General features: G+C 61.4%; 11 protein-coding genes and 1 pseudogene. 5 read left to right on the top strand and 7 right to left on the bottom strand.

Annotated features, from left to right (window positions below; all coding sequences use genetic code 11):
- Window positions 1-90: 90 nt before the first annotated feature.
- The 3 genes from FHS09_RS15845 to FHS09_RS15835 all read left to right on the top strand — a co-directional run bounded on the left by FHS09_RS15845 (window position 91) and on the right by FHS09_RS15835 (window position 5,437).
- Complete coding sequence (locus tag FHS09_RS15845; protein WP_183461687.1) at window positions 91-2,634, top strand: glycoside hydrolase family 3 protein; 2,544 nt, start codon at window positions 91-93, stop codon at window positions 2,632-2,634.
- Window positions 2,635-2,994: 360 nt separating this feature from the next.
- Window positions 2,995-3,612 carry a thioredoxin family protein gene (locus FHS09_RS15840; protein WP_183461685.1) on the top strand — a complete coding sequence of 206 codons (618 nt, stop codon included), beginning with the start codon at window positions 2,995-2,997 and terminating at the stop codon, window positions 3,610-3,612.
- 139 nt (window positions 3,613-3,751) lie between these two features.
- Window positions 3,752-5,437 (top strand): glycoside hydrolase family 43 protein, encoded by a 1,686-nt coding sequence (locus tag FHS09_RS15835; RefSeq protein ID WP_183461683.1) that lies wholly within the window; start codon window positions 3,752-3,754, stop codon window positions 5,435-5,437.
- Between the two features lie 80 nt (window positions 5,438-5,517).
- Here the strand turns inward: FHS09_RS15835 and FHS09_RS15830 are convergent, their stop codons facing one another.
- From FHS09_RS15830 to FHS09_RS15815, 4 genes are all read right to left on the bottom strand, one after another.
- Entirely contained in the window at window positions 5,518-6,963 is a 1,446-nt protein-coding gene (locus tag FHS09_RS15830; RefSeq protein ID WP_183461681.1) for a ThuA domain-containing protein, read from the bottom strand.
- 169 nt (window positions 6,964-7,132) lie between these two features.
- Window positions 7,133-7,972, bottom strand: a complete 840-nt coding sequence (locus FHS09_RS15825; protein ID WP_183461678.1) for a helix-turn-helix transcriptional regulator — start codon at window positions 7,970-7,972, stop codon at window positions 7,133-7,135.
- Between the two features lie 52 nt (window positions 7,973-8,024).
- Window positions 8,025-9,806 carry a glycoside hydrolase family 9 protein gene (locus FHS09_RS15820; protein WP_183461675.1) on the bottom strand — a complete coding sequence of 594 codons (1,782 nt, stop codon included), beginning with the start codon at window positions 9,804-9,806 and terminating at the stop codon, window positions 8,025-8,027.
- Between the two features lie 36 nt (window positions 9,807-9,842).
- The gene (locus FHS09_RS15815; protein ID WP_183461673.1) at window positions 9,843-10,844 is read right to left on the bottom strand and encodes an aldo/keto reductase; all 1,002 of its coding nucleotides are present in this window, start codon (window positions 10,842-10,844) and stop codon (window positions 9,843-9,845) included.
- A 553-nt stretch (window positions 10,845-11,397) separates the two neighbouring features.
- On the opposite strand from FHS09_RS15815, the gene FHS09_RS15810 reads away from it, so the two are divergent.
- The gene (locus FHS09_RS15810) at window positions 11,398-14,274 is read left to right on the top strand and encodes a glycosyl hydrolase 115 family protein (RefSeq protein ID WP_183461671.1); all 2,877 of its coding nucleotides are present in this window, start codon (window positions 11,398-11,400) and stop codon (window positions 14,272-14,274) included.
- A 205-nt stretch (window positions 14,275-14,479) separates the two neighbouring features.
- Here FHS09_RS15810 and FHS09_RS15805 read toward each other — a convergent pair whose 3' ends face one another.
- The 3 genes from FHS09_RS15805 to FHS09_RS15795 form a co-directional block, all read right to left on the bottom strand.
- On the bottom strand, window positions 14,480-16,396 hold the full coding sequence (locus FHS09_RS15805; protein WP_183461669.1) for a sialate O-acetylesterase: 1,917 nt from the start codon (window positions 16,394-16,396) through the stop codon (window positions 14,480-14,482).
- Window positions 16,397-16,515: 119 nt separating this feature from the next.
- Window positions 16,516-17,082, bottom strand: coding sequence for a carbohydrate binding domain-containing protein (locus FHS09_RS15800; protein ID WP_183461667.1), 567 nt, complete (start codon window positions 17,080-17,082; stop codon window positions 16,516-16,518).
- Window positions 17,083-17,103: 21 nt separating this feature from the next.
- Window positions 17,104-19,443, bottom strand: coding sequence for an endo-1,4-beta-xylanase (locus tag FHS09_RS15795; RefSeq protein ID WP_183461665.1), 2,340 nt, complete (start codon window positions 19,441-19,443; stop codon window positions 17,104-17,106).
- A gap of 295 nt (window positions 19,444-19,738) precedes the next feature.
- On the opposite strand from FHS09_RS15795, the pseudogene FHS09_RS22900 reads away from it, so the two are divergent.
- Window positions 19,739-20,153 (top strand): annotated as a pseudogene (locus FHS09_RS22900) (carbohydrate-binding domain-containing protein); the annotation flags it as partial.
- Between the last annotated feature and the right edge of the window lie 256 nt (window positions 20,154-20,409).

The following is a 20,409-nucleotide window of genomic DNA, read 5'->3' as shown; positions in this document are numbered from 1 at the left end:
CCTACGAATACCGATGTAGTAACTCGGGACCGCGGAGCAATATTGGGGCGCTAAAGGCTCCAGCTCCGCAAGCGACGTAAGAGTGAATTTATGCTGAATAAAAAAATAATGATCGCTGGCCTTCTGTCACTACTGTCCGCCTGCGGCGGCAAAGACCCCTCGCCACAGACTGCTGCAAAAGCTATGGAAAATCCCTGGCCAAAACTGCAACCGGCACTGCCCGCGGACCCGGAGATGGAGAAAAAGATCGCCGATCTCCTCTCCCGTATGTCCCTGGAGGAAAAAGTCGGCCAGATGATCCAGGCGGAGATCAAGTACGCCACCCCGGAAGACGTCAGGCAATACCATCTGGGTTCGATTCTGAACGGCGGCGGCACCTATCCGAACAACGACAAGTTCGCCACGCCGCAGGACTGGCTGGACCTGGCCAACGCTTACTATGAAGCCTCCATGGATACCTCCCACGGCGGCGTTGCCATTCCGGTGATGTGGGGCTCGGATGCGGTGCACGGACACAACAATGTGATCGGCGCGACCCTGTTTCCGCACAATATCGGCCTCGGTGCAACGCACGACCCGGAGCTGATCCAGCGCATTGGCGAGGCCACGGCGCGGGAGGTGGCGGTGACCGGCATCGACTGGACCTTCGCGCCCACGGTGGCGGTGGTGCGCGACGACCGCTGGGGCCGCACCTTTGAGAGCTATTCCGAGGACCCGAAAATCGTGCGCGAGTACGCTCGCGCCATGGTCGAGGGCATTCAGGGGGAGAAGTCCTCCGATGAATTTCTCGGCGGCCAGAAACTGATCTCCGCCACCAAGCACTTTATCGGTGATGGCGGCACCGAACGCGGCATGGACCGCGGCGACACACTGGCCAGTGAAGAGGAACTGGCGCGCATACATTCAGCCGGCTATATCGGTGCGCTGGGCGCCGGCGTACAGACGGTGATGGCCTCCTTCAACAGTTGGAATGGTGTGCGGTTGCACGGGCACAAACACCTGCTCACCGACGTGTTGAAAGGCAGGCTGGGCTTCGACGGTTTCGTAGTGGGGGACTGGAACGGCCACCGCTTCGTGGATGGCTGCACCTTGGAGAGCTGTCCCCAGTCGATCAATGCGGGCCTGGATATGTTTATGGTGCCATCGGACTGGAAGGCACTCTACAAAAATACCCTGGCCCAGGCGCAGAGCGGCGAGATACCCATGAGCCGCATCGACGACGCAGTGACACGTATACTGCGGGTGAAAATGCGCGCGGGCCTGTTCGAGCGCAACAAACCCCTGGCGGGCAAAAAGGGTATTCTGGGTAGCCCGGAACACCGGGCCATCGCCCGCGAGGCGGTGCGCAAATCCCTGGTGCTGCTGAAAAACAATAGCCATAAAAACAACGGCGGCCTGTTGCCGTTGGACCCGAAACAGAAAATCCTCGTGGCCGGCGACGCGGCGGACAATATCGGCAAGCAGAGCGGCGGTTGGACCATTTCCTGGCAGGGTACCGGCAATACGGCGGCGGATTTCCCCGGTGCCACCTCCATTTACGCCGGTATCAAAAGCGCGACGGAAAAGGCCGGCGGCGAGGCGCTGCTCTCCGTCGATGGAGATTTCGAGGGAGACAAACCCGATGTGGCGGTGGTGGTCTTCGGGGAGGAACCCTATGCCGAGTGGCACGGGGATATCACCAGTCTCGAATACCAGTTCGGCAGCAAGCGCGACCTGGCGCTGCTGAAGAAGCTCAAGCAGCAGAATATTCCGGTAGTGAGCATTTTCATCTCCGGCCGTCCCCTGTGGATCAACAAGGAGCTGAACGCCTCCGACGCCTTTGTCGCCGCCTGGTTGCCAGGCTCCGAGGGCGCCGGCGTGGCCGACGTGATCCTCACGGACGCGGAAGGAAAAACCCAGTACGACTTTACCGGCAAGCTCTCCTTCAGCTGGCCGCGGTTGGTGGACCAGGTGCCGCTCAACCTGGGCGACGACGGCTACGACCCGCTCTTCGCCTACGGCTACGGCCTTACCTATGCCGACGATATCGAGATAGCCAATGATCTGCCGGAGCAGGGCGAGAGCTACGCTTCGGGCAAGCTGGAGGATGCCTGGATGATGGTGTGGCGCCCGCGCGCGCCCTGGGACCTGGTCATCCTCGACGAGGGCAACGCGCCCCTGGTGGTTGAGGGCAATCTCGCCGCGAGCGACGACGACAATATTCGTGTGTCCGCCATCGACATGCGCAACCAGGAGGACGCGCGCCTGGTCGAGTGGGCTGGCCTGCGCCCCGGCGGCGTGGCCCTGCGTGCGGATAAACCCCAGGACCTGAGCCGCTACCTGGAGGCCGGCGGTACCCTCAGCCTGGATGTCCGCGTGGACAGCGAGCTCGCCGGCGAGGTGTACGCCTCGGTGACCTGCGGCGGCGACTGCCTGGGCAAACTGCCGCTTAAAGAGTCGCTGCAAAAACTGCAGCCGGGCCAGTGGGCGCCTCTGTCCATCGACCTGCAGTGCTTCGCCGAACGGGGCGCGGAGTTCTCGCGGATCGACAGCAGCTTCGTACTGGAGAGCGAGGGCCCCCTGTCCCTGGCGTTGGCGAATATCAAATATGTGCCTGGCGGCGCGGACAGCGCGACGGTGCAGTGTGATACCTGAATCCGTGATTTCAGGGCGGACCGCAATACAGGTGCCTGCCTGCGGGTGGAAGACAGCTCCACCGCAGATGGCGCGAGTATTGTGACGGCATCCTGTAACTCCAACTGGTGGAGCCAACAGTTCTCCATCTCGCCCGTGCAATAGCAGTCCGGGTTGAAGTGGCGGGAGGTACCGGTGTCTATTTCAGTTCTAAATAGAATGTCCGTTACTTTCCGCGCACTTCCCCTACACCTGTGGTGATCGGGAGGCGGGAAAATTCCTGCAGGGAAAAGACAATGATAAGGTAGAGGGGCTTCTTTCCTCCCGGCCCGGTAGTAAATACGGAGATATACATAAAAAAGCACTCACAAGGAGGTGGGTATGTACTATTTAAAATGGTTGGTCCTGGCTGTATTGATTGCGCTGTCGGCCTGTTCCGGTGAACTGGACAAGCGGGAACTTCGGCTAAAAGCGAATTTCAGCGAAGACTTCGATCGGGGCCTGCCTGAATTTCTGGTCTTCAACCCGGAAGGGGAATGTGTCTACCACAGCCAGGGGTTCTCAACCGAAGAGCACTTTTTCGAAGAGCTGGACATAGTACTGGCCGGCGGGCGCATCGAGCGGTCACCCGTCGATAGTCCTGAGAAGCGCAGGCTCCTGGAACTGGCGGTGCGCAAAGCCGTCTACGAGAACACATCCATCCCCCCGGAACAAAAGGAATCGACGATTCGCACCTCACTGCGGGAATCGATAAATCCCGAGCCGAGCTGCACCCATGAACTGGAATATTACCTGGGTCGGTTTGAGGAGCGCGACGGCGGAGACTTCTCGCTACAGTCCCTGCCCGGGGGCAAAAATGTGTTTATCGAGTTCTACGCCGACAGGTGCATACCCTGTAAACAACAGGAGAGAGCGATCGAGCGCTACTCCCCGAAAAGGGGCGATGAGTTCGTACTGCTGAAGGTGGAGCGGGACAAGGCCAGGATCCAGGTGCAGTAGTCGGAGTTTCCCTGGCGACTGGCAACTAGGTTTGGCTCTGAGTCGGAGAGTACGTGGGGTGGGCACGCGCCGGTTGCCGCCGCTATTCGCCTGCAAGCAGGCTCCTGCACCATAAACCCCGACAAGGGAGATAAATCCGATGCGCTTGAGATGGTTATTCCCCACCGCACTGCTGCTGGCCGCCGCGCAGGTTGTCGCCGCACCCCGGGCAGCGGAACCGGTGGCTTTCGACTGGTTCGAATATCGCGGCATGGACCCGCTGTTCGAAGAGGCCCTGGCGAAGGGGGAATACCAGAACCCCGTGGCCGCCGGCTTTTTCCCCGACCCCAGCATCGCGCGGCGGGGCGACGATTACTATATGGCCCACTCGTCCTTCGCATATACGCCGGGCCTGCCCATCCTGCACAGTCGCGACCTGGTCAACTGGCGGCTGCTGGGCCACGCGCTGACGCGCCGATCGCAGGTGGACATGCGCGGGCTGCAGGTGTCCCAGGGCATCTTCGCGCCCACGTTGCGCTATCACCAGGGGCGCTTCTACCTGATCGGCACCGCGGTGGGCGCCGGTGGCAATTTTCTGATTACCGCGAATGATCCCCAGGGTCCCTGGTCCGATCCTGTCTGGCTGCCGGAGATCGGTGGCATAGATCCGGATATCTTTTTCGACGACGACGGCCGGGTGTATATCGCCCACAACGATGCGCCGGAGGGCGAACCGCTGTACGACGGTCACAGGGCTATCTGGCTGTGGGAGTACGACCCGGAGGCGGAACGGGTGCTGCCGGATTCCGGCCGGGTGATTGTCAACGGCGGCGTGAACCTGAGTGAGAAGCCCATCTGGATCGAAGGCCCGCACCTGTACAAGGTGAATGGCTGGTATTACCTGCTGTGTGCCGAGGGCGGCACCGGCTACAACCACTCGGAGGTGGTCTTCCGCACCCGCAAACTGGACGAGCCCTTCGAACCCTACAGCGGCAACCCCATACTGACCCAGCGGGACCTGGACCGCGGCCGGGCCGATCCAATAGTGGCCGCGGGCCACGCGGACCTGGTGCAGACCCCAGAGGGGGACTGGTGGTCGGTATTTCTCGCCACCCGCCCCTACGACGAAGTCTTTTACAACACCGGCCGGGAAACCTTCCTGCTGCCGGTAAGCTGGAAAGACGGCTGGCCGCGGATACTGGCGGCGGGCCAGGCGATTCCCATGCGCCCCGATGCGCCCGCCATCGACGCCGCGCCCGCGGAGGGCGCACCGCTTACCGGCAATTTCATCTGGCGCGATGACTTCGAGACGCGGGAATTGAATCCGCACTGGAACCTGCTGCGCGGCGATTTCGAACGGGATTGGCTCCAGCTGCGCGGGAAACAGTTGCAGTTGCTCCCCAAGCCCCGGTCCATGGCATCGCGGGAACAACCCGCTTATCTTGGTCGCCGGCAGCAGCACCAGCGTTTTCAGGCCTCGGCCCAGTTGCGGCTGCCCGCTGACGAAGGGGTTTCCGCCGGAATCGTCGCCTTCCAGAATGAAAATTATCACTACTACCTGGGCGTGAAGGCGGCCGGAAAAGATGGCTACGAAATATTCCTGGAACGGGCCGCCGGTGGTGAGCCGCAGCGTTTGCACAGCGTTTCCGTGGATGCAAAGGCGGGCGAACCGATAGCGCTGGAAATTCGCGGCGACCGGTCCGAGATAGGCTTTTACTACCGGTCCTCCGACGGGCCGGCAAAAAAACTGGTTGCGGGGTTGGATGGCGAGCTGCTCAGCACCGAAGCGGCCGGCGGCTTTGTCGGTACCACCCTGGGCCCCCACGCGCGGTTGGAGTCTATGTAGGAGCCTGCTTGCAGGCGAATAAGGAGGTTGGGCAAAGTCCGGCAATATTCGCTTGCAAGCAGGCTCCTACAAGGTATCGTTCAAGGCTTATGCCTGGCCTGCACCGCCCCGGCGCTTTCCCCGTAGACTTCGAACTGGTACAGCGAGTAACCCCAGCGGGTCGCGCGCTTCTTGCCGTAGAGCCTGACGAAGCGGGCAGTTACCGGCTCGAAACGGATATTTTCGGTGCCGCCCTCGCTGTCACTCCGCTTATAAACGGTGTTCCAGTTTTCGGCATCGTTTGACACCTGGATTTCATAGTCGCGCCCGTGGGCGGTTTCCCAGAAGAGTTTTACGTTGCTTATGGGATAGGCCTCTCCGAGATCCAGGGTTATCCAGCTGGGGTCCCGGTAGTCGCTCGACCAGCGGGTGCCGAAATCCCCGTCTATCAGGTAGCCGGGATCGGAAGTGAATTTCCGCTCCTCGTTGGAGGAGGTTTGAACGGAAACGCCATGGTAGCGCGCCAGATTGCCGCTGCCTTTCTCCTGTACGGAAATATTGAAATCGGAGGTGTTCGCCAGCCCGCTCTGAGCCTCCGCCCGCACCTGGATCACGGCCGAGCCGGCGCGGTTGGGCGCAAAGTTCAGTCTGATACGGTTTTCGCTGTCGATACTGGCATTGACCAGGTCGGTATTGGAATTGCCGGCGATCTGATACCGAAGTGATGCATCCGCCGGGTGGTGGCCGATTTCATCCAGGTCGACGTAGTGCACTGAGGTTTCGGTACCGGTGGCAAATACGGCGTCGGTGATGTCCTCCAGCACCGGGTAGCCCAGCAGCCAGCGCACGCTGTTTTGCAGCAGTGCCTGGTAGCCGGGGTTCTCCACCGCCTCCCTGCCGTGGCCCAGGGCCAGCCCCATCACTCTGCCCTTCCTCCAACTGCGCTGCCACAGCACCGGCAGGTGTTCAGAGCGTGCGATCACCTCCAGGTCCTCGGTATTGGTCTGTACGAAATAGAGTTCGTCGCGAATGGGAAAATTTGCCAGGCCGCGGACTATGGGATGCTGGACCTGATCGTTGTAGTCGTAGCCGTACCAGGAGTCGAAGGTGTACACCACCCGCTCGGCCATATCGGCGCCGCCCAGGAAGCGGCCGCCCATCAGCACCGGGTAGCGCTCCGAGTTGAGAAAGGTCACCAGGCCGGAGTGCATCGCCAGATAGGATTTCCCTTCGCCGATAAAACGATAGAAGGCATCGAGCTGCTTTTCCGTGGGAGTCAGAAACATCGAGTTGTTGAGTATCAGGTCGTAGCGCGCCAGCGCCCGGTCGTTGAGCACGGATAGATCTTCGGTCACGGTGATGTCCGCGATATCGCCGAGTATTTCCACGATCCTGTCGTTGTGGAACTCGTGAACCCAGGGTGGGTAGTCGGGGTTTCTCTCCTCGCTGTTGCCGTTGCCGGTGATCAGCAGCGCCCGGGGCGTCGCCGCCTGAACCGTGCCGGCGGCGAGTATTCCGATCAACAGGGTGCACGCCAGATATTTCATGATTTCTTCCTCTGAGGTCAGTGTTATTTGGAACTGACCTTAGAGGGCTCTGGTGTGGGGGTCTTGTAAAAAACCGAACCGGCAGGCCGGGAACACTCCTTGTAGGAGCGGCCGTTGGCCGCGATCCGAGCCAGATCGCGGCCAACGGCCGCTCCTACAACAACCAGGGCTAGCGGAGATTGCAAAGATAGGCACGGCTTTCCGCAGCGAGGAAAAAGCCGGTCAGGGGCCTGTCGGTGCACAGGTACTGTGAAGGACTCATGCCCGCGAGGGATTTGAAATCGTGGGCGAAATGCGCGTGGTCGTAGTAGCCGCAGTGCTGCGCAACTTCCGTCAGCGAGATTCGGGGATCGGCCAGGTATTGAAAGCTCTTTTGGAAGCGGATCATCTTCGCCAGCTGTTTCGGCGACAGGCCGGTATGCCGCCTGAACCGGGATTGCAGATGGCGGTCACTCACCCCGAGTTCCGCGCAGAGCCTGTCGATGGTTGGCGGCTCCGGCAGGAACAGCCTGCGCACCGCCCGCTCAACCAGCCGGTAACAGCTTCCGGCGGTCTCAGCGGACTGCAGCCGGCGCAACAGGTGGTTTTCCATCAGTCGGACAAAACGCTCGAACGCCGGTCTCTCGAACACCCTGTCGACGATTCGCTCGAAGTCGCCGCCGAACAGCGCGCGCAGATCGATGGACTGGTCCCGCAGGTCGCAAATGGATTCGCGGGTAAATGGTGAGAAACTATGGGGGTAGAACTTGATGCCGAAATACCGCTGGCGCCCGCTGGTGACGACCTCGTAGGGCTTGGTCATCTGCCCCACCAATTCCACCGCGGGGTTGGTGTTCAGCCCGTGGCCGTCGTCGCGCAACACCCGGGTTTCCACATTGAAGATGATTTCCTGGCAGCCGTCCGGCAGGGTGCGGTCGCGAACAGTCACCGCTTCGGCGGAATCAATCGCCCAGAAGCAGTTGATATAGGGGCGGAGTTCCGCCCGGGGTGTCTGTTCGCGATAGTACATTTTTTTCAGGTTGCGATTTGCAGGTGCGCTCCGCGCACCAGGTGTCCGTTATTCAATTTGCAGAGCGAATGGCATTCACCGCGTTGGCCAGGTAGGCAAAGGGTGCATTCCAGTTGATCGCAATTTCGTTGCTGGCATAGCTGCAGACCGCGTCGGTATAGGATTCGTCGGGGATATCGCTGGGATATTCGCAGCCGTCCTGCTGGCCGGGATTTGGGCCTCCGGCGAGGAAGCCGGGCAGTGGAGGCAGATCCGGCCGGGACGCGGCCAATCGGTGGTGGGGCCACTGGGTGCTGCTGCTGCCAAAACCCGTTACATAGCTATAGCCGGTGGCATTTCTGCCCAGCAGATAGTCGAGGTTGTCCTCCGCGCTTTGCAGAAATTCCCTGTCTCCGCTCAGGTGATAGGCCTCCAGCAGCAGTATGCCCTGGTTGGATGCCACCGAATTGCTTCCCCAGATAAAGTTTTGCTCGCTCGATCCCATCGGGGCCAGGTACGACCACCGGGCGCCTTCTTGGCGGAGTCTTTTGGCTTCGGCGACGAGAGTGGCTTTCCGTCCGGAGAGCCACTCCGCGGGCACATGCTCGAGGTTTTCCCCGTGGCGGATCAGGGAGTAGTAGCCCAGCCATTGCACATCGGGCCAGGAGGGTAGTGTGTATTTCGCGGAGCCCTTTTCCACCTCTTTCCAATAGGTGGGGTTTTTGGTGCTGATATACAGCTCGGAGGCGGCCCATATCCATTCATCCCGGAGATTTTCATCGCCATAGGTGCCGGTCTGCACATCCGGGTCGAACTTCCGGTTTATTTCGTTTTGCCGGTAGTGGACCTGCGGATTCAGCCCGGCCCATTGCCAGGCTTTTTCCGCGGCTTTCAGGTAGGCCGCGGAATTCTCCGGGGAGAAGGGTTTGAACACCCGGGCTGCCTGGGCCACCACCGCGGCGAAATCCAGGGTGGCGGCGGTGCTCTTCTGCACTACGTAGCGCTGGCTGGTGGCGCCGGTGGGCGCTATCTCCATGCCCTCGAACGCAGCGGTGGTGAGCTTGTGGTAGACACCGCCGTCTCCCGGGTCCTGCATGGTGAGCATCCAGTCCAGGTTGTACAGCACCTCGTTCAGGATGTCCGGGAGATCGTCGCCGGATTCGGGAATATTCAGGTCCAGCGAGCCGAAGTAATCCGGGTACCGCTCGTAAGCGGCCAGCAAGGTACCCATGGTAATGCCGCTGTTCACGATGTATTTGTTGTAGTCGCCGGCGTCGTACCAGCCCTTCGGAGAGGAGATCAGGGTGCCCTCCGGACGGGAAGTGCTCGCCGCGGAGGCGTGGACCATTACCCGGTCGTCCGGGTGCCCGCCCTCCCTGGCCCACCGGCCTGCATAGGCTTTCTCTATATCCGTGGAAGCGCGCTGGAAATAGAAAGCCTTTAGGCCGGCCCTTCCCAGATCTTTGTATACCCCATTTTGCACCGCAAAGGTATAGGACTTGCCCAGGCCGGGGATCTCCAGGGTGTATTGCCCTTCACTCTTCAGATCAGAAAAATCCGCGCTCCACACCTTTTTACCCGACCAGGTTGGGGCGGCATTCTCGGAAAGCTTTCCTTCGAGCACCACGGCATTTTCCTTCCGGTCCAGAACCCTGAATGACCCGGGAGACTCTTCAGACAAAACAACAGCCACTTTTTTCTGCAAGGGGTGGTAGCCGACTTGGTTTAATCGGATCTGGTCAGTGGTCTGCAGACCCTGCTCTTTGGGCGAGGCGCCGCAGGAACCCACCAGAAAAGAGAGAACGAGGAATGCAATGAGGTTTAACCCGGTGGGCGAAAATCTGTACCTGAACATTATGTCTTATAGTCCGAAGCGGTTGTTAAGGAATCCCTAAATCTTTCCGCGAATAAACGGTTTAACTGCATCCTGGTAATAGTCGAATACTTTTTCGTGGATTGCCGGATCGAGCGGCGGCAGTCCTGCTGCTTCCACGTTGACGCCTATCTGTCCGGGCTTCGATACCCCGGCAATAATCGTGGATACCGCCTCGTGATCGAGAATCCAGCGCAGGGCGAAGTGAACCATATCCATGGAGCCGGGAAGCAGTTCGCGCAGCCCTTCGGTCAGCTCAATGCCCTTCCCGAAGGGGATTCCGCCAAAGGTCTCACCCACGGAAAACGCCTCGCCGTCGCGGTTGTAGTTGCGGTGGTCGGAGGTGGCGAAGCGGGTGTCCCTGGTGAATTTTCCCGAGAGGAGGCCGGAGGCCAGCGGCAGGCGCACGATAATGCCCACATCTCTTTGCCGGGCGGCGTCCAGCAATTGCAGCTTGGCGTCCTGGCGGAAAAGGTTGAAGATGATTTGCAGGCTCGCCAGGCCATCGTGCTCCAGGCACAGAAAAGCCTCTTCAATGGTCTCGACACTGGCACCGTAGTGGCGGATCAGCCCCTCGGATTTGAGGTCGTCGAGCCAGGTGAATATCTCGCCGTCCCCCAGAACTTCGGGGGGAACGCAGTGGAGCTGGGCGAGATCGATGGCTTCGACCCCGAGGCGCTTTGCGGAGTTCTGCAGGCTCTCGCGAACCCCGTGCCGAGTGTATTTGTCGGGATAGAGCAGCGATGAACGTCCCACCTTGGTCGCCACTATCTGTTCCTTCTGCTGTCCCTCCTGCCCCCCCTTCTGTTTGCGCAGGAAACTGCTGATACGCTGCTCGCTCAGGCCGTCGCCGTATACATCGGCGGTATCCCAGAAGGTAACCCTAAGGCGCTCGGCGTCGGCGAGAATCGTCTCCGCGTCCCTGTGGGCGACGGGCCCAAAGTCGCCGCCGAGTTGCCAGCAACCGAGGCCTATCTCACTCACCTGATAGCCGGTTTTGCCGAGTCGTCTGGTGTTCATGGACTATCCCTTCTAAAAAATAACTGGCTGAAGCTCCAGGTGGCAGCCGGATGTCGGCGGCGATCGCGGAGAGCGGGGTACAAGCGTTAAAGGCAAGCTGTCGGATGAGTCCTGGCTTGGGGACGCCGGTTGTTATTATTGTATCGGCGCGCCGGGTCCGGCAGTATTGAATCATGGAGATCAAGGAGTGAAATGGGGATTTTTTATACAAAACCTTGACACGCCTCGAACTGCCGGGGTTAATACTTATGGTAGCGATATCATTTTCGCCCGTGAACGGTATATCAACAACTAGTGTGGTGTAAGGTACTAATTGTGTATATCAGAGCCCCCCAAATTGTTCACAGTTAGGCGCAGCTCGCAGGGAATGGTCATTCCATTTTCAAGAGCTGCAACGCAGCTGTGGACGATTTGGGGGGCTCCCTTCGGGCGGGCCGCTTAGCGGCCCGCTGATATACACAATTAGTACCTTACACCACTAGTAACGAAGAGCGGGTGCCGGCGATGCGAACAACGCTCACAATATAAATCGCAACCGGAGATGGAGAAAAAAATGCCGCGAGTGAGATTGCTACCAGCCCGGAGCTTCGCCAAAATTCTGCTGTTCCTTATCGGCACTCTGCTCACTCCCGCCGTCCTGGCCCTGGGCGGCGCCCCTTACGTTACTACCGAATCGCAACCCGGCGCAGTGCAACTGCACGGCGCCGGCCTGTATGTGGACAGTGCCGATCACGAGGGCGTACAGCGAGCGGCTGCCACCTTGGCCAGTGACCTGGAACGGGTCACAGGTCAGCGCCCGCGAATCCGCCAGGCGGCATCGCAAACCGGCGAAAAACACGCGGTAATCGCCGGCACCATCGGCAGGAGCGCACTGATAGACCAACTGATCGCCAGCGGCAAGATCGACCCCGCCGCCATCTCCGGTCGCTGGGAGGGCTACCACATCGAGACCGTGCAGCAACCACTGCCCGGTGTGGAACGCGCGCTGGTGATCGCCGGCAGCGACAAGCGCGGCACCATCTATGGCATCTACGACCTCAGCGAGCAGATAGGTGTCTCCCCCTGGCACTGGTGGGCGGACCTGCCGCCCGAGAAAAAGCCGCGCCTCTATGCGCGCGCCAATATCCTTGTGCAGGATGCTCCCGCGGTCCAATACCGCGGCATCTTCCTCAACGACGAGGCGCCGGCGCTGAGCGGCTGGGTCAAAGAAACCTTCGGCGACTACAACCACGACTTCTACGAAAAGGTGTTCGAACTGCTGCTACGTCTGAAGGCCAATTATTTGTGGCCGGCCATGTGGAACAACGCCTTCGCCGACGACGATCCGCAGAACATGATCCTCGCCGACGAGTACGGCATCGTCATGGGAACCTCCCACCACGAGCCGATGATGCGCGCGGACAAGGAGTGGAACCGCTACGGCGAGGGGCCTTGGGAGTACTCCAGCAACGCAGAAAAAATCCGCGACTTCTGGAAGGATGGGGTAGAGCGCAACAAACCCTACGAGAGCATCTACACCCTCGGCATGCGCGGCCAGGAAGACGAGCCCATGAGCGAGGGCCAGAACGTAGCGCTGTTGGAGCAGGTCGTGGACGACCAGCGCGAAATCCTCACGGGGGCTTTTGGCGATCCGCGCCGCGTGCCCCAGGTCTGGGCCCTCTACAAGGAGGTGCAGGGTTTCTACGAAAAGGGCATGCGCGTACCCGAAGACGTGACCCTGCTTTGGTCCGACGACAACTGGGGCAATATCCGCCGCCTACCCACACCGGACGAGCGTGGGCGCAGCGGCGGCGCCGGTGTCTATTACCACTTCGACTATGTGGGCGGCCCGCGCTCCTACCGCTGGATCAATACGGTGCCCATCGCCAAGGTATGGGAGCAGATGAACCTGGCCCAGGCCTACGAGGCGAAGAAGATCTGGATAGTCAACGTCGGCGACCTCAAGCCGATGGAATTTCCCACCGAGTTTTTCCTGCGCCTGGCCTGGAGCCCGGAATCCTGGCCCAGAGAGCGACTGCGGGAGTTCGGCCGCCTCTGGGCCGCGCGCGAATTTGGCGCCGAATATGCGGAGGAAATCGAGGCGCTTGTGAGTGGTTACACCCGCCACAACGGCCGTCGCAAGCCGGAGCAGCAGGATGCGGATACCTACAGTTTGCTGCACTACCGCGAGGCGGAGCGGATCGAGGCGGAGCTGGACCAACTGGTGGACAGGGCCGAAGCCCTGTATGGCAAGCTGCCGCAAAGCCGTCGCGATGCCTTCTATCAACTGGTGCTGCACCCGGTAAAGGCCACTGAGACCATCAGCAAAATGTACATCGCCACCGCGCGCAACCGCCTCTATGCCCGCCAGGGCCGCGCCGAGGCGCAGGTGTGGGCCGACAGGGCCCGGGAACTGTTTCAGCAGGACAGTTTGCTGGAGGACTACTTCCACCGGGAACTGGCCGGCGGCAAGTGGAATCACATGATGTCCCAGCCCAGGATAGGCTACACCCACTGGAACAACCCGCCCGCCAACACCCTACCGATGCTGCATAGCTACGAGCCACACGGTCAGCCGGATATGGGCGTGGCGGTGGAGGGGATGGCCCGCGCCTGGCCGGAACCCGGTCATTACCAATTGCCGGAATTCAGCCCCTACGGCCAGCCCGGCCGCCGCCTGGAAATCTACAACCGCGGCACCGCGCCTTTCGATTTCAAGATAGACAGCAGCGCGCCCTGGATTCGCGTGAGCCGGGTCGAGGGCAGTGTGAAGGTGAGCGAAACCCTGGAAGTGAGTATCGACTGGGATGCGGCGCCCGTCGGCCGCAGCGAGGGTCATGTGCATATCACCGGCACCGGCTGGGGCGGCGCCCGCGTGGGGGTCAGCGCCTTCAATCCATCGCCGCAACAGGAGCGCGCGGCCAGGGGCTTCGTCGAGGCGAACGGCTATGTGTCCATCGAGGCCGGCCACTTCAGCCGCAAGGGCGGGGCGGACGGCATCGCCTGGGAGGAAATTCCCGGGCACGGGCGCACCCGCTCCTCCATGTCGATATTCCCGGTTACTGACGGGAGTTTCGACCAGCCGCAACACGCGCCCTGGCTCGAGTACGACATCTATTTCTTCTCTGCGGGTGAATTCGAAGTGAGCGGCTACTTCGCCCCGACACAGGCAATCGTGCCCGGGCGCGGCCTGCGCTACGCGCTGGCGCTGGATGGCGGCAAACCGCAGGTTGTGAACCTGCTCGAAGGTTTGGACCAGCGCCAGTGGGCTCGGGAAGTCAGCGACGGTGTGCGCCTGGCGAAAAGCCGCCTGCAGGTCACCAAACCCGGATTGCACAGGCTGCGCCTCTACGCCCTGGACCCGGCGGTTACCCTGCAGAAAATCGTTATCGACACCGGCGGTCTCCAGCCCAGCTACCTGGGGCCGCCGGAGAGTGTGCGTGTTAACTAGGCCGGACCTCAAGGCACTAAGTTAAGGGTCGGCAGGGCAATTTTCGTAGGATGGGCAAAGCGTAGCGTGCCCATCAAGGCCTTGGAAGATGGGCACGTCGCTGCGCTCCTTTGCCCATCCTACAGGGAGAAGCGGCTTATCTTAGCGCCATTGTGCGCCGGGCCTTATTTCGAATATTCCTATCCAGTTTTGCCAGGCCTTATCTCTATGGCCAGTTGTCTGTACGGAAAGGGGAGGCCGGCAGCCCTTCGCGGTTAAAGAGGTTCGCCCCCTCGGGGTTGTCCGCCCAGGCATAGCGGACTGCCACCGGCTCGGGAACCTTGTCGCTCCAGACGATCACCCGGTCGTCTTTTATTTCGGCTTGGGCCCAGACAAAGTGTTTGTCCTCTCCTGCGATGGAAAAATATTTGAGTGGGCCGCCGCCTTTGGCGACCAGGCCGCTGCCGGTATTGCCGAAGCTGAGCTGGATTTTGTTGCCCGCCACTTCCATGGATTCAAAACTTGGCCCGGAGAAGACAATTTCTTTATCGCCATAGGCCACCCTGCGCGCGGCCAACGCCAGCCGCTCGCCGACGGCTTTTTTGTTCACCGGGTGCACATCGTTCCATTCGCCAACGTCGATAATCACCGCCATCGCCGTGTTCGGCAGCCTCAGGGTTTTGCGCTGCGACTCCCGCAGCATCGCCCAGTTGCTTTCCGAGGGTTCTTCCTTCGCCGGCATAAAGTTGGCCAGCTGCACGAACAGGAAGGGGAAGTCACCCAGCTTCCAGTTGTCTCTCCAGTCGCGGATCAGTGCAGGCAGAAGTGCTTCATATTCCCTGGGACGGCCGGCGTTGGATTCGCCCTGGTACCAGAGGGCGCCCTTGATCCGGTAGTTCAGCAGCGGGTGAATCATACCCTGGTAGAGACCGCCCGGCTTCCAGCGCACGAAGGTCTGTCCCGCCAGCGACGGCATGGCGGTGCCCAGGCGGTACTGCCACTCGCCGCTGAGCTCTATGCGTTCGTCGTCGATAAGCAGTGCGTAGGTCTTCTCCGGCACGAAGCCGCCGCGGCCCCTCTCATTCGTCACGCGTATGTCGATGGTGTTGGCGCCGGCCTTGAGCAGCCCCGCCGGCACCCGGTATCTCCGCTGCGGGTACTGGTAGCCGGTGCTGCCCACTTCCTCGCCATTGATAGTGGTGGTGTCCGCGTCGACGATACGGCCGAGGACCAGGGTGGCCTCCCTGTCCGCCAGGCGCTGGGGCACCTCGACTTCCTTCCTGAACCAGACAATGCCGTTGGTGTCGCCCAGTTGGGTATCCGCCCAGTAGCCCGGTATGCGCATGCTGTGCCACAGTGTCTTGGAATCGCGCAGGCCCTTGTCCCGCTGGTTTGCCTGCTGATACCAACTGTCGATGCGCTTGCGGTCCGACTGCTCGATCTCCGCGATCAGCTCATCGCTCTTGAAGCGCTGCAGTTCGGCGAAGTGCCCGGGAAAGGATTTCAGGGCCTCCTCGCTGAGCCAGGCCTCCGCGGGGGAGCCGCCCAGGCTGGCGTTGATCAGGCCGATGGGAATCCGCTGTTCTTTATAGGTTTCCTCTGCAAAAAAATAGGCGACCGCGGAAAACTTGAGAACATTTTCCGGGGTGGCTTTTTTCCATTCGCCGGATTCCAGATCCGTTTCCGGTGTTTTGAAGCTGTAGTGTTGCGGCACCAGGAATTGGCGGATAAAGGGATTGTCGGCCGAGGCGATTTCATCCCCGTAGTGGTGGGCGAGCCGGGACAGGGGGTACTCCATGTTTGACTGGCCGGAGCAGAGCCATACATCGCCCACCAGAACGTCTTCGATGGAGATGGCGTTGTCGCCGCGGATTTCCATGGTGTGGGGGCCGCCGGCTTTCAGGTTCTTGAACATCACCTGCCATGCGCCCTCGCGGTTGGCGACTGCAGTGTGCCGGCGGCCGCTGAACTGCACGGAGACCTTTTCCCCCGGATCGGCCCAGCCCCAGATTTTCACCTCCGCATTCCGCTGCAGGACCATGCCGTCGCCGATCAGTTTTGGCAGGCGGATATCGGCATTGGCTGCCAGTGAAAAAAGGCTGGAAATCAGCAGTGGAATCAATGGTTTTTTAAAGCGTTTCATCGATACATCCATCGTGTTTTTTACACCTTGTAGGGGTAGCCGTGCCCGCGATTGCGGGCCTGGGGCCCGCTTGCCGAGCTGGGGCTCGGCGTTCCCAGGGGCGCGGGCATGGCCCGCTCCTACATGGCGGTTACCGAAACCTCGTCGAGATACAGCGTCTCTATTTCCAGCGGCGTATTTTCGAAATAGATACGCGCTTCGCCGGGGCTGCAGTCCGCCGGCACTTCCAAAGTGCCGGACAACGGGGTCCAGGTATCAGCGGCCACGGCGCTGTTGTCGGCGAGGCCGATATAGCTGTCGCCGTCGCTGCAGGCCAGTTTGGCGGTCAGGCTGACCCGCGTATCCGCCGGACCCGTGTGCCGCACCTGGGCGCTTACGGCGTAGCTGCTGCCGTTTTCCAACAGCCCGCTAAGGTCGTAGGACGGGTTGGAGTTTTCAGCCCGGTTGTGTACGCGCAGGCTCTGGGTTCCCTCCGTGGCCTGTTCACCGGTGAGCGCCAGGCCGGTGCCGCCAGTCCACCATGCGCTCCAGCCGGCCGCCAGTGCCGTGCCCTCGAAGCCGCCGTCGACCACCAGGTTGCCATCCGGCGGGGGCAGTACCTGTACCTCGTCGAGATACACATCCACGCCGGCGGATGTGCCCTCGAAAAAGATCGCCACGTCGACGAGTTCGCAGTCGGGGATCACCAGGTTGGCGGACAGCTGGGTCTACTCGCCGGGCGCGACGGCGGTGTTGTTGTCGAGCCAGGGGAAGGTGCTGTGTCCATCCGGCACCGTTTCCACGGAGCACTCCACTTTGGCCGCCAGACGCACGGTGTCCGCGGTGTCGCCGGTATGCAGCACCTGCGCGCTTACCGCGTAGGTGCTGCCGGGGTTCACTTTGCCGGTCAGGTTGTAGACGGCGAACTGGTTGCTGTTGCCGCGCTCGCCGGCCAACAGGCTCTGTTTGCCGGCGTAGGCGCGGTCACGGGAAAGCGACAGCGCGGCGCCGGCCCAGGACTGCCAGCCGGAGGGGGCATCGCCCTCGAAACCGCCGTCCGTCACCAGGTTGGTGTCGGGCACCGGTTCCGGCTTGCCGATGCGCAGCCAGTCGACGTTGGCCACGCCCCAGGTGTCGTTGAAGCGGATATACACATCGTGGGTGCCGGCAAGCGGCGCCCAGGGTACTTCCAGGGTGGAGGAGCTGCCCCAGCCTCCGGTGGGCTCCAGGGGAAGGGTCAGTACCGGGTCGCTGGCGAGGTCGTCGAGGTGAACGGAGATACTGCCCACGGCCTCGTTGCCCTTGGCGTAGTGGACCTGGAAGGTGTCCCAGCCCTGCTGGAATTCCACGTCGCGAAACGCGATCCAGTCGCCGTCGTCGGTGAAGGCCACTTGATTGCCGGAGGCGATCAGCCCCTGGCCTTCGTCGTAGAGTTCCGCCTCCAGGGTGAGGCCGTATTCGCCGCCGCTCCAGCCGGCGGGAATGTATTCCGGCACCAGGTGGTCGCAGACGCCGCCGGCCAGATAGCAGGTCAGCCACTGGAGCGCGGGCCGCTCGGTGCCATCGGCGCGCAGCAGGTAGCCGTTCTCCCGCCACATTCTGCCCTCGAGGTAGCCCCAGTGGGTGACGCCCACCACCGCCGGGTGCTCCCAGAAAATACTGAACAGGTCGCGCATGGCGTTGGCCTGGCGCGCGTCGTCGGCGAAGTTCAGTTCCAGTTCCGAGATGTAGATGGGCAGGCCGGTGGCGGCGAGGGCATCCAGGTTGGACTGCACCACCGGCAGCTCCGCGCGTTCCAGGAAGTGCGCCTGCAGGCCGATGCCGTCGATCAGGCCGCGGGACTGCAGCCGTTCGATCACCGCCAGGTAGTCGTTAGTGAACTGCCCGAGGATCAGGATGTTGTAGTCGTTGAGGATCAACTCGGCATCGGGAAAGTGCGCGCGGGCCAGGGCAAAGGCGTTGATCAGCCAGTCCCAGCCGGTTTCCCCGTCGCCGCCCAGGGCCGCCTTGTAGGTGGGCTGCGCGTGCAGAGGCTCGTTGACCACGTCGATCATTTCCAGGTCCGGGTAGCGCTCCGCCACCGCGGCCATCCACTGGTCGATTTCCGCCAGCTGCTCTTCCGGCGCCAGATCGCCGATCCAGCCCGGCTGCTGCTGGCCCCAGATGAAGGTATGCAGTTTGAAGCGCAGGCCGTGATCGCGGGCGAACTGGTAGGCGGTGTCGAGATTCTGCCAGTTCATCTGGTCGCGGTTGCCCTCGACGCTGGCCCATTTGCCGGCGTTTCCCGGGGTCAGCTGGTCGAAGTAATCGGCCAGCCGGGGGTAGTCCGGCTCGCCATCCGGCGCGGTGCCGAAGAACTTGTCGCCGATGGCGACCAGTAGGCGGGATTGTTCGGAGACCGCCTTGTTGCCGCCGGGATCGTAGGCGGTGGCGGTGTAGACGTGACGACCGTTGCCGCTGCCGTCTATCGCCAGCTCGAGTCGGTAGGGCGCTTCCCAGTCTTCGGCGATCACCTCGCCGTCCCGCGCGAACACCACCTTGCGCACCGCGGTGTTGTCCGCCGCCTCTGCGGTGAGGGTCAGGGTGCCCGCGGCGGTAAAGTAACGGGCGCTGGCGGAAAGGCTGACTTCCGGCGGCTCCCGGTCGCAGGGCTTGCCATTGATGGAGATCAGGTAGGGGGTCACCCCGGTGTAATCCGGTTCGCCGTTGAAGTGGAAGCGGTAGCTGGCGCCCGGCGGTATCTGTTGCCACTGCAGCCAGTTCGGCTCGTTCACCAGATAGCCACCGCCTTCCGTCGGCTGGTATTTCGCCAGGGAGCCGTCGGTAATCGCGGTGCCGCCGGTGTCCAGCAGCACCTCAAAGCTGGTGGCGGTCTCCCCGGACTGGTTGCCGATTTCGACCCAGGCCTGGTAGCCGCCGGGCCAGGTGGCGTGGGTGCCGCTGTCGACCCGATAACCGCAGCCGTCGGCGGCCTGGGCCTGGCCCGCGAAGGCAAGCGCCAGCGCGCCCGCGCAGATGGTTTTCCACAAAGGCCTGGTGTGCGCCGGCATCGGCGAATGAACGCTCATGTTTCCCCTCCCTGATTCACCGCTGTGAATGCGGGGCGTCCGGAAACGCTGGACGGCCGCAGTTTTATTCTTTTCGGTCTGCCGTCGACCTGGTTTTAACGCTATCATTTAATGTAAACGTTTACAATCCGGTGGCGGGGAGCCACAAAGTTCGACAACGACGGTGGCAACCGCGACGTCATACTCGATTATGTGTACGTCAACGGTGAAACCCGCGAGGCGGAAAACATGGAATACAACATGGCCACTTACGCCAACGACGAATGCGGCGGCGGTTCCTATTCCGAAACCATGCACTGCAACGGGGTTATCGGTTGGTGGAACCGGCGATTGCTTTAGCGGCAGTTGCGGCGGCGACACCATCGCCGTTCGCGCCCGCGGTACCAGTGGCAGTGAGCACATCAATCTGATCGTCGGCGGCACCGTGGTTGCGGGCTGGACCTTGAGCACCAGCAGCCAGGACTACACCTATATCGGCTCTGCTTTCGGCAACGTTAACGTCGAGTTTCGATAACGATGGCAGCGGCCGGGATGTCATTCTCGATTACGTGCTGGTCAACGGCGAAATCCGCCAGGCCGAAGATATGGACTACAACACCGCGACCTACGGCAACGATGATTGTGGTGGTGGCTCTTATTCGGAAACCATGCACTGCAACGGCGTTATCGGCTTTGGCCATTCCGACGATTGCTTCAGCGGCAGCTGCAGCAACTGATAGTGGTTTGGCTTATTCTTTGAGGGCGGAGCCATCCGCCCTTTTCCTGCATAGCTTTTGCTTACCTGGCACTAAGTTTAAGCGGAATCCCCCTGTAGGAGCCTGCTTGCAGGCGAAAAGGCTACGGAGCTCGGTTCCTGTTCGCCTGCAAGCAGGCTCCTGATATGGATTGACTTGTCAACTATTGGCACTGCATTTTCCGTTGTTCCTCTCTGTCAGTGGCTTCGGGTCAGGACATGAAAGGCTGTTT

It is taken from the genome of Microbulbifer rhizosphaerae (assembly GCF_014191725.1).
GTDB lineage: Bacteria > Pseudomonadota > Gammaproteobacteria > Pseudomonadales > Cellvibrionaceae > Microbulbifer > Microbulbifer rhizosphaerae.
The sequence above is the reverse complement of the archived record's forward strand: the minus strand, read 5'-3'. Positions and strand labels throughout refer to the sequence as shown.

Coding starts and splice junctions, on each gene's coding strand:
- FHS09_RS15845 (WP_183461687.1), top strand. CDS start 91: ATGCTGAATAAAAAAATAATGATCGCTGGCCTTCTGTCACTACTGTCC.
- FHS09_RS15840 (WP_183461685.1), top strand. CDS start 2,995: ATGTACTATTTAAAATGGTTGGTCCTGGCTGTATTGATTGCGCTGTCG.
- FHS09_RS15835 (WP_183461683.1), top strand. CDS start 3,752: ATGCGCTTGAGATGGTTATTCCCCACCGCACTGCTGCTGGCCGCCGCG.
- FHS09_RS15830 (WP_183461681.1), bottom strand. CDS start 6,963: ATGAAATATCTGGCGTGCACCCTGTTGATCGGAATACTCGCCGCCGGC.
- FHS09_RS15825 (WP_183461678.1), bottom strand. CDS start 7,972: ATGTACTATCGCGAACAGACACCCCGGGCGGAACTCCGCCCCTATATC.
- FHS09_RS15820 (WP_183461675.1), bottom strand. CDS start 9,806: ATGTTCAGGTACAGATTTTCGCCCACCGGGTTAAACCTCATTGCATTC.
- FHS09_RS15815 (WP_183461673.1), bottom strand. CDS start 10,844: ATGAACACCAGACGACTCGGCAAAACCGGCTATCAGGTGAGTGAGATA.
- FHS09_RS15810 (WP_183461671.1), top strand. CDS start 11,398: ATGCCGCGAGTGAGATTGCTACCAGCCCGGAGCTTCGCCAAAATTCTG.
- FHS09_RS15805 (WP_183461669.1), bottom strand. CDS start 16,396: ATGAAACGCTTTAAAAAACCATTGATTCCACTGCTGATTTCCAGCCTT.
- FHS09_RS15795 (WP_183461665.1), bottom strand. CDS start 19,443: ATGAGCGTTCATTCGCCGATGCCGGCGCACACCAGGCCTTTGTGGAAA.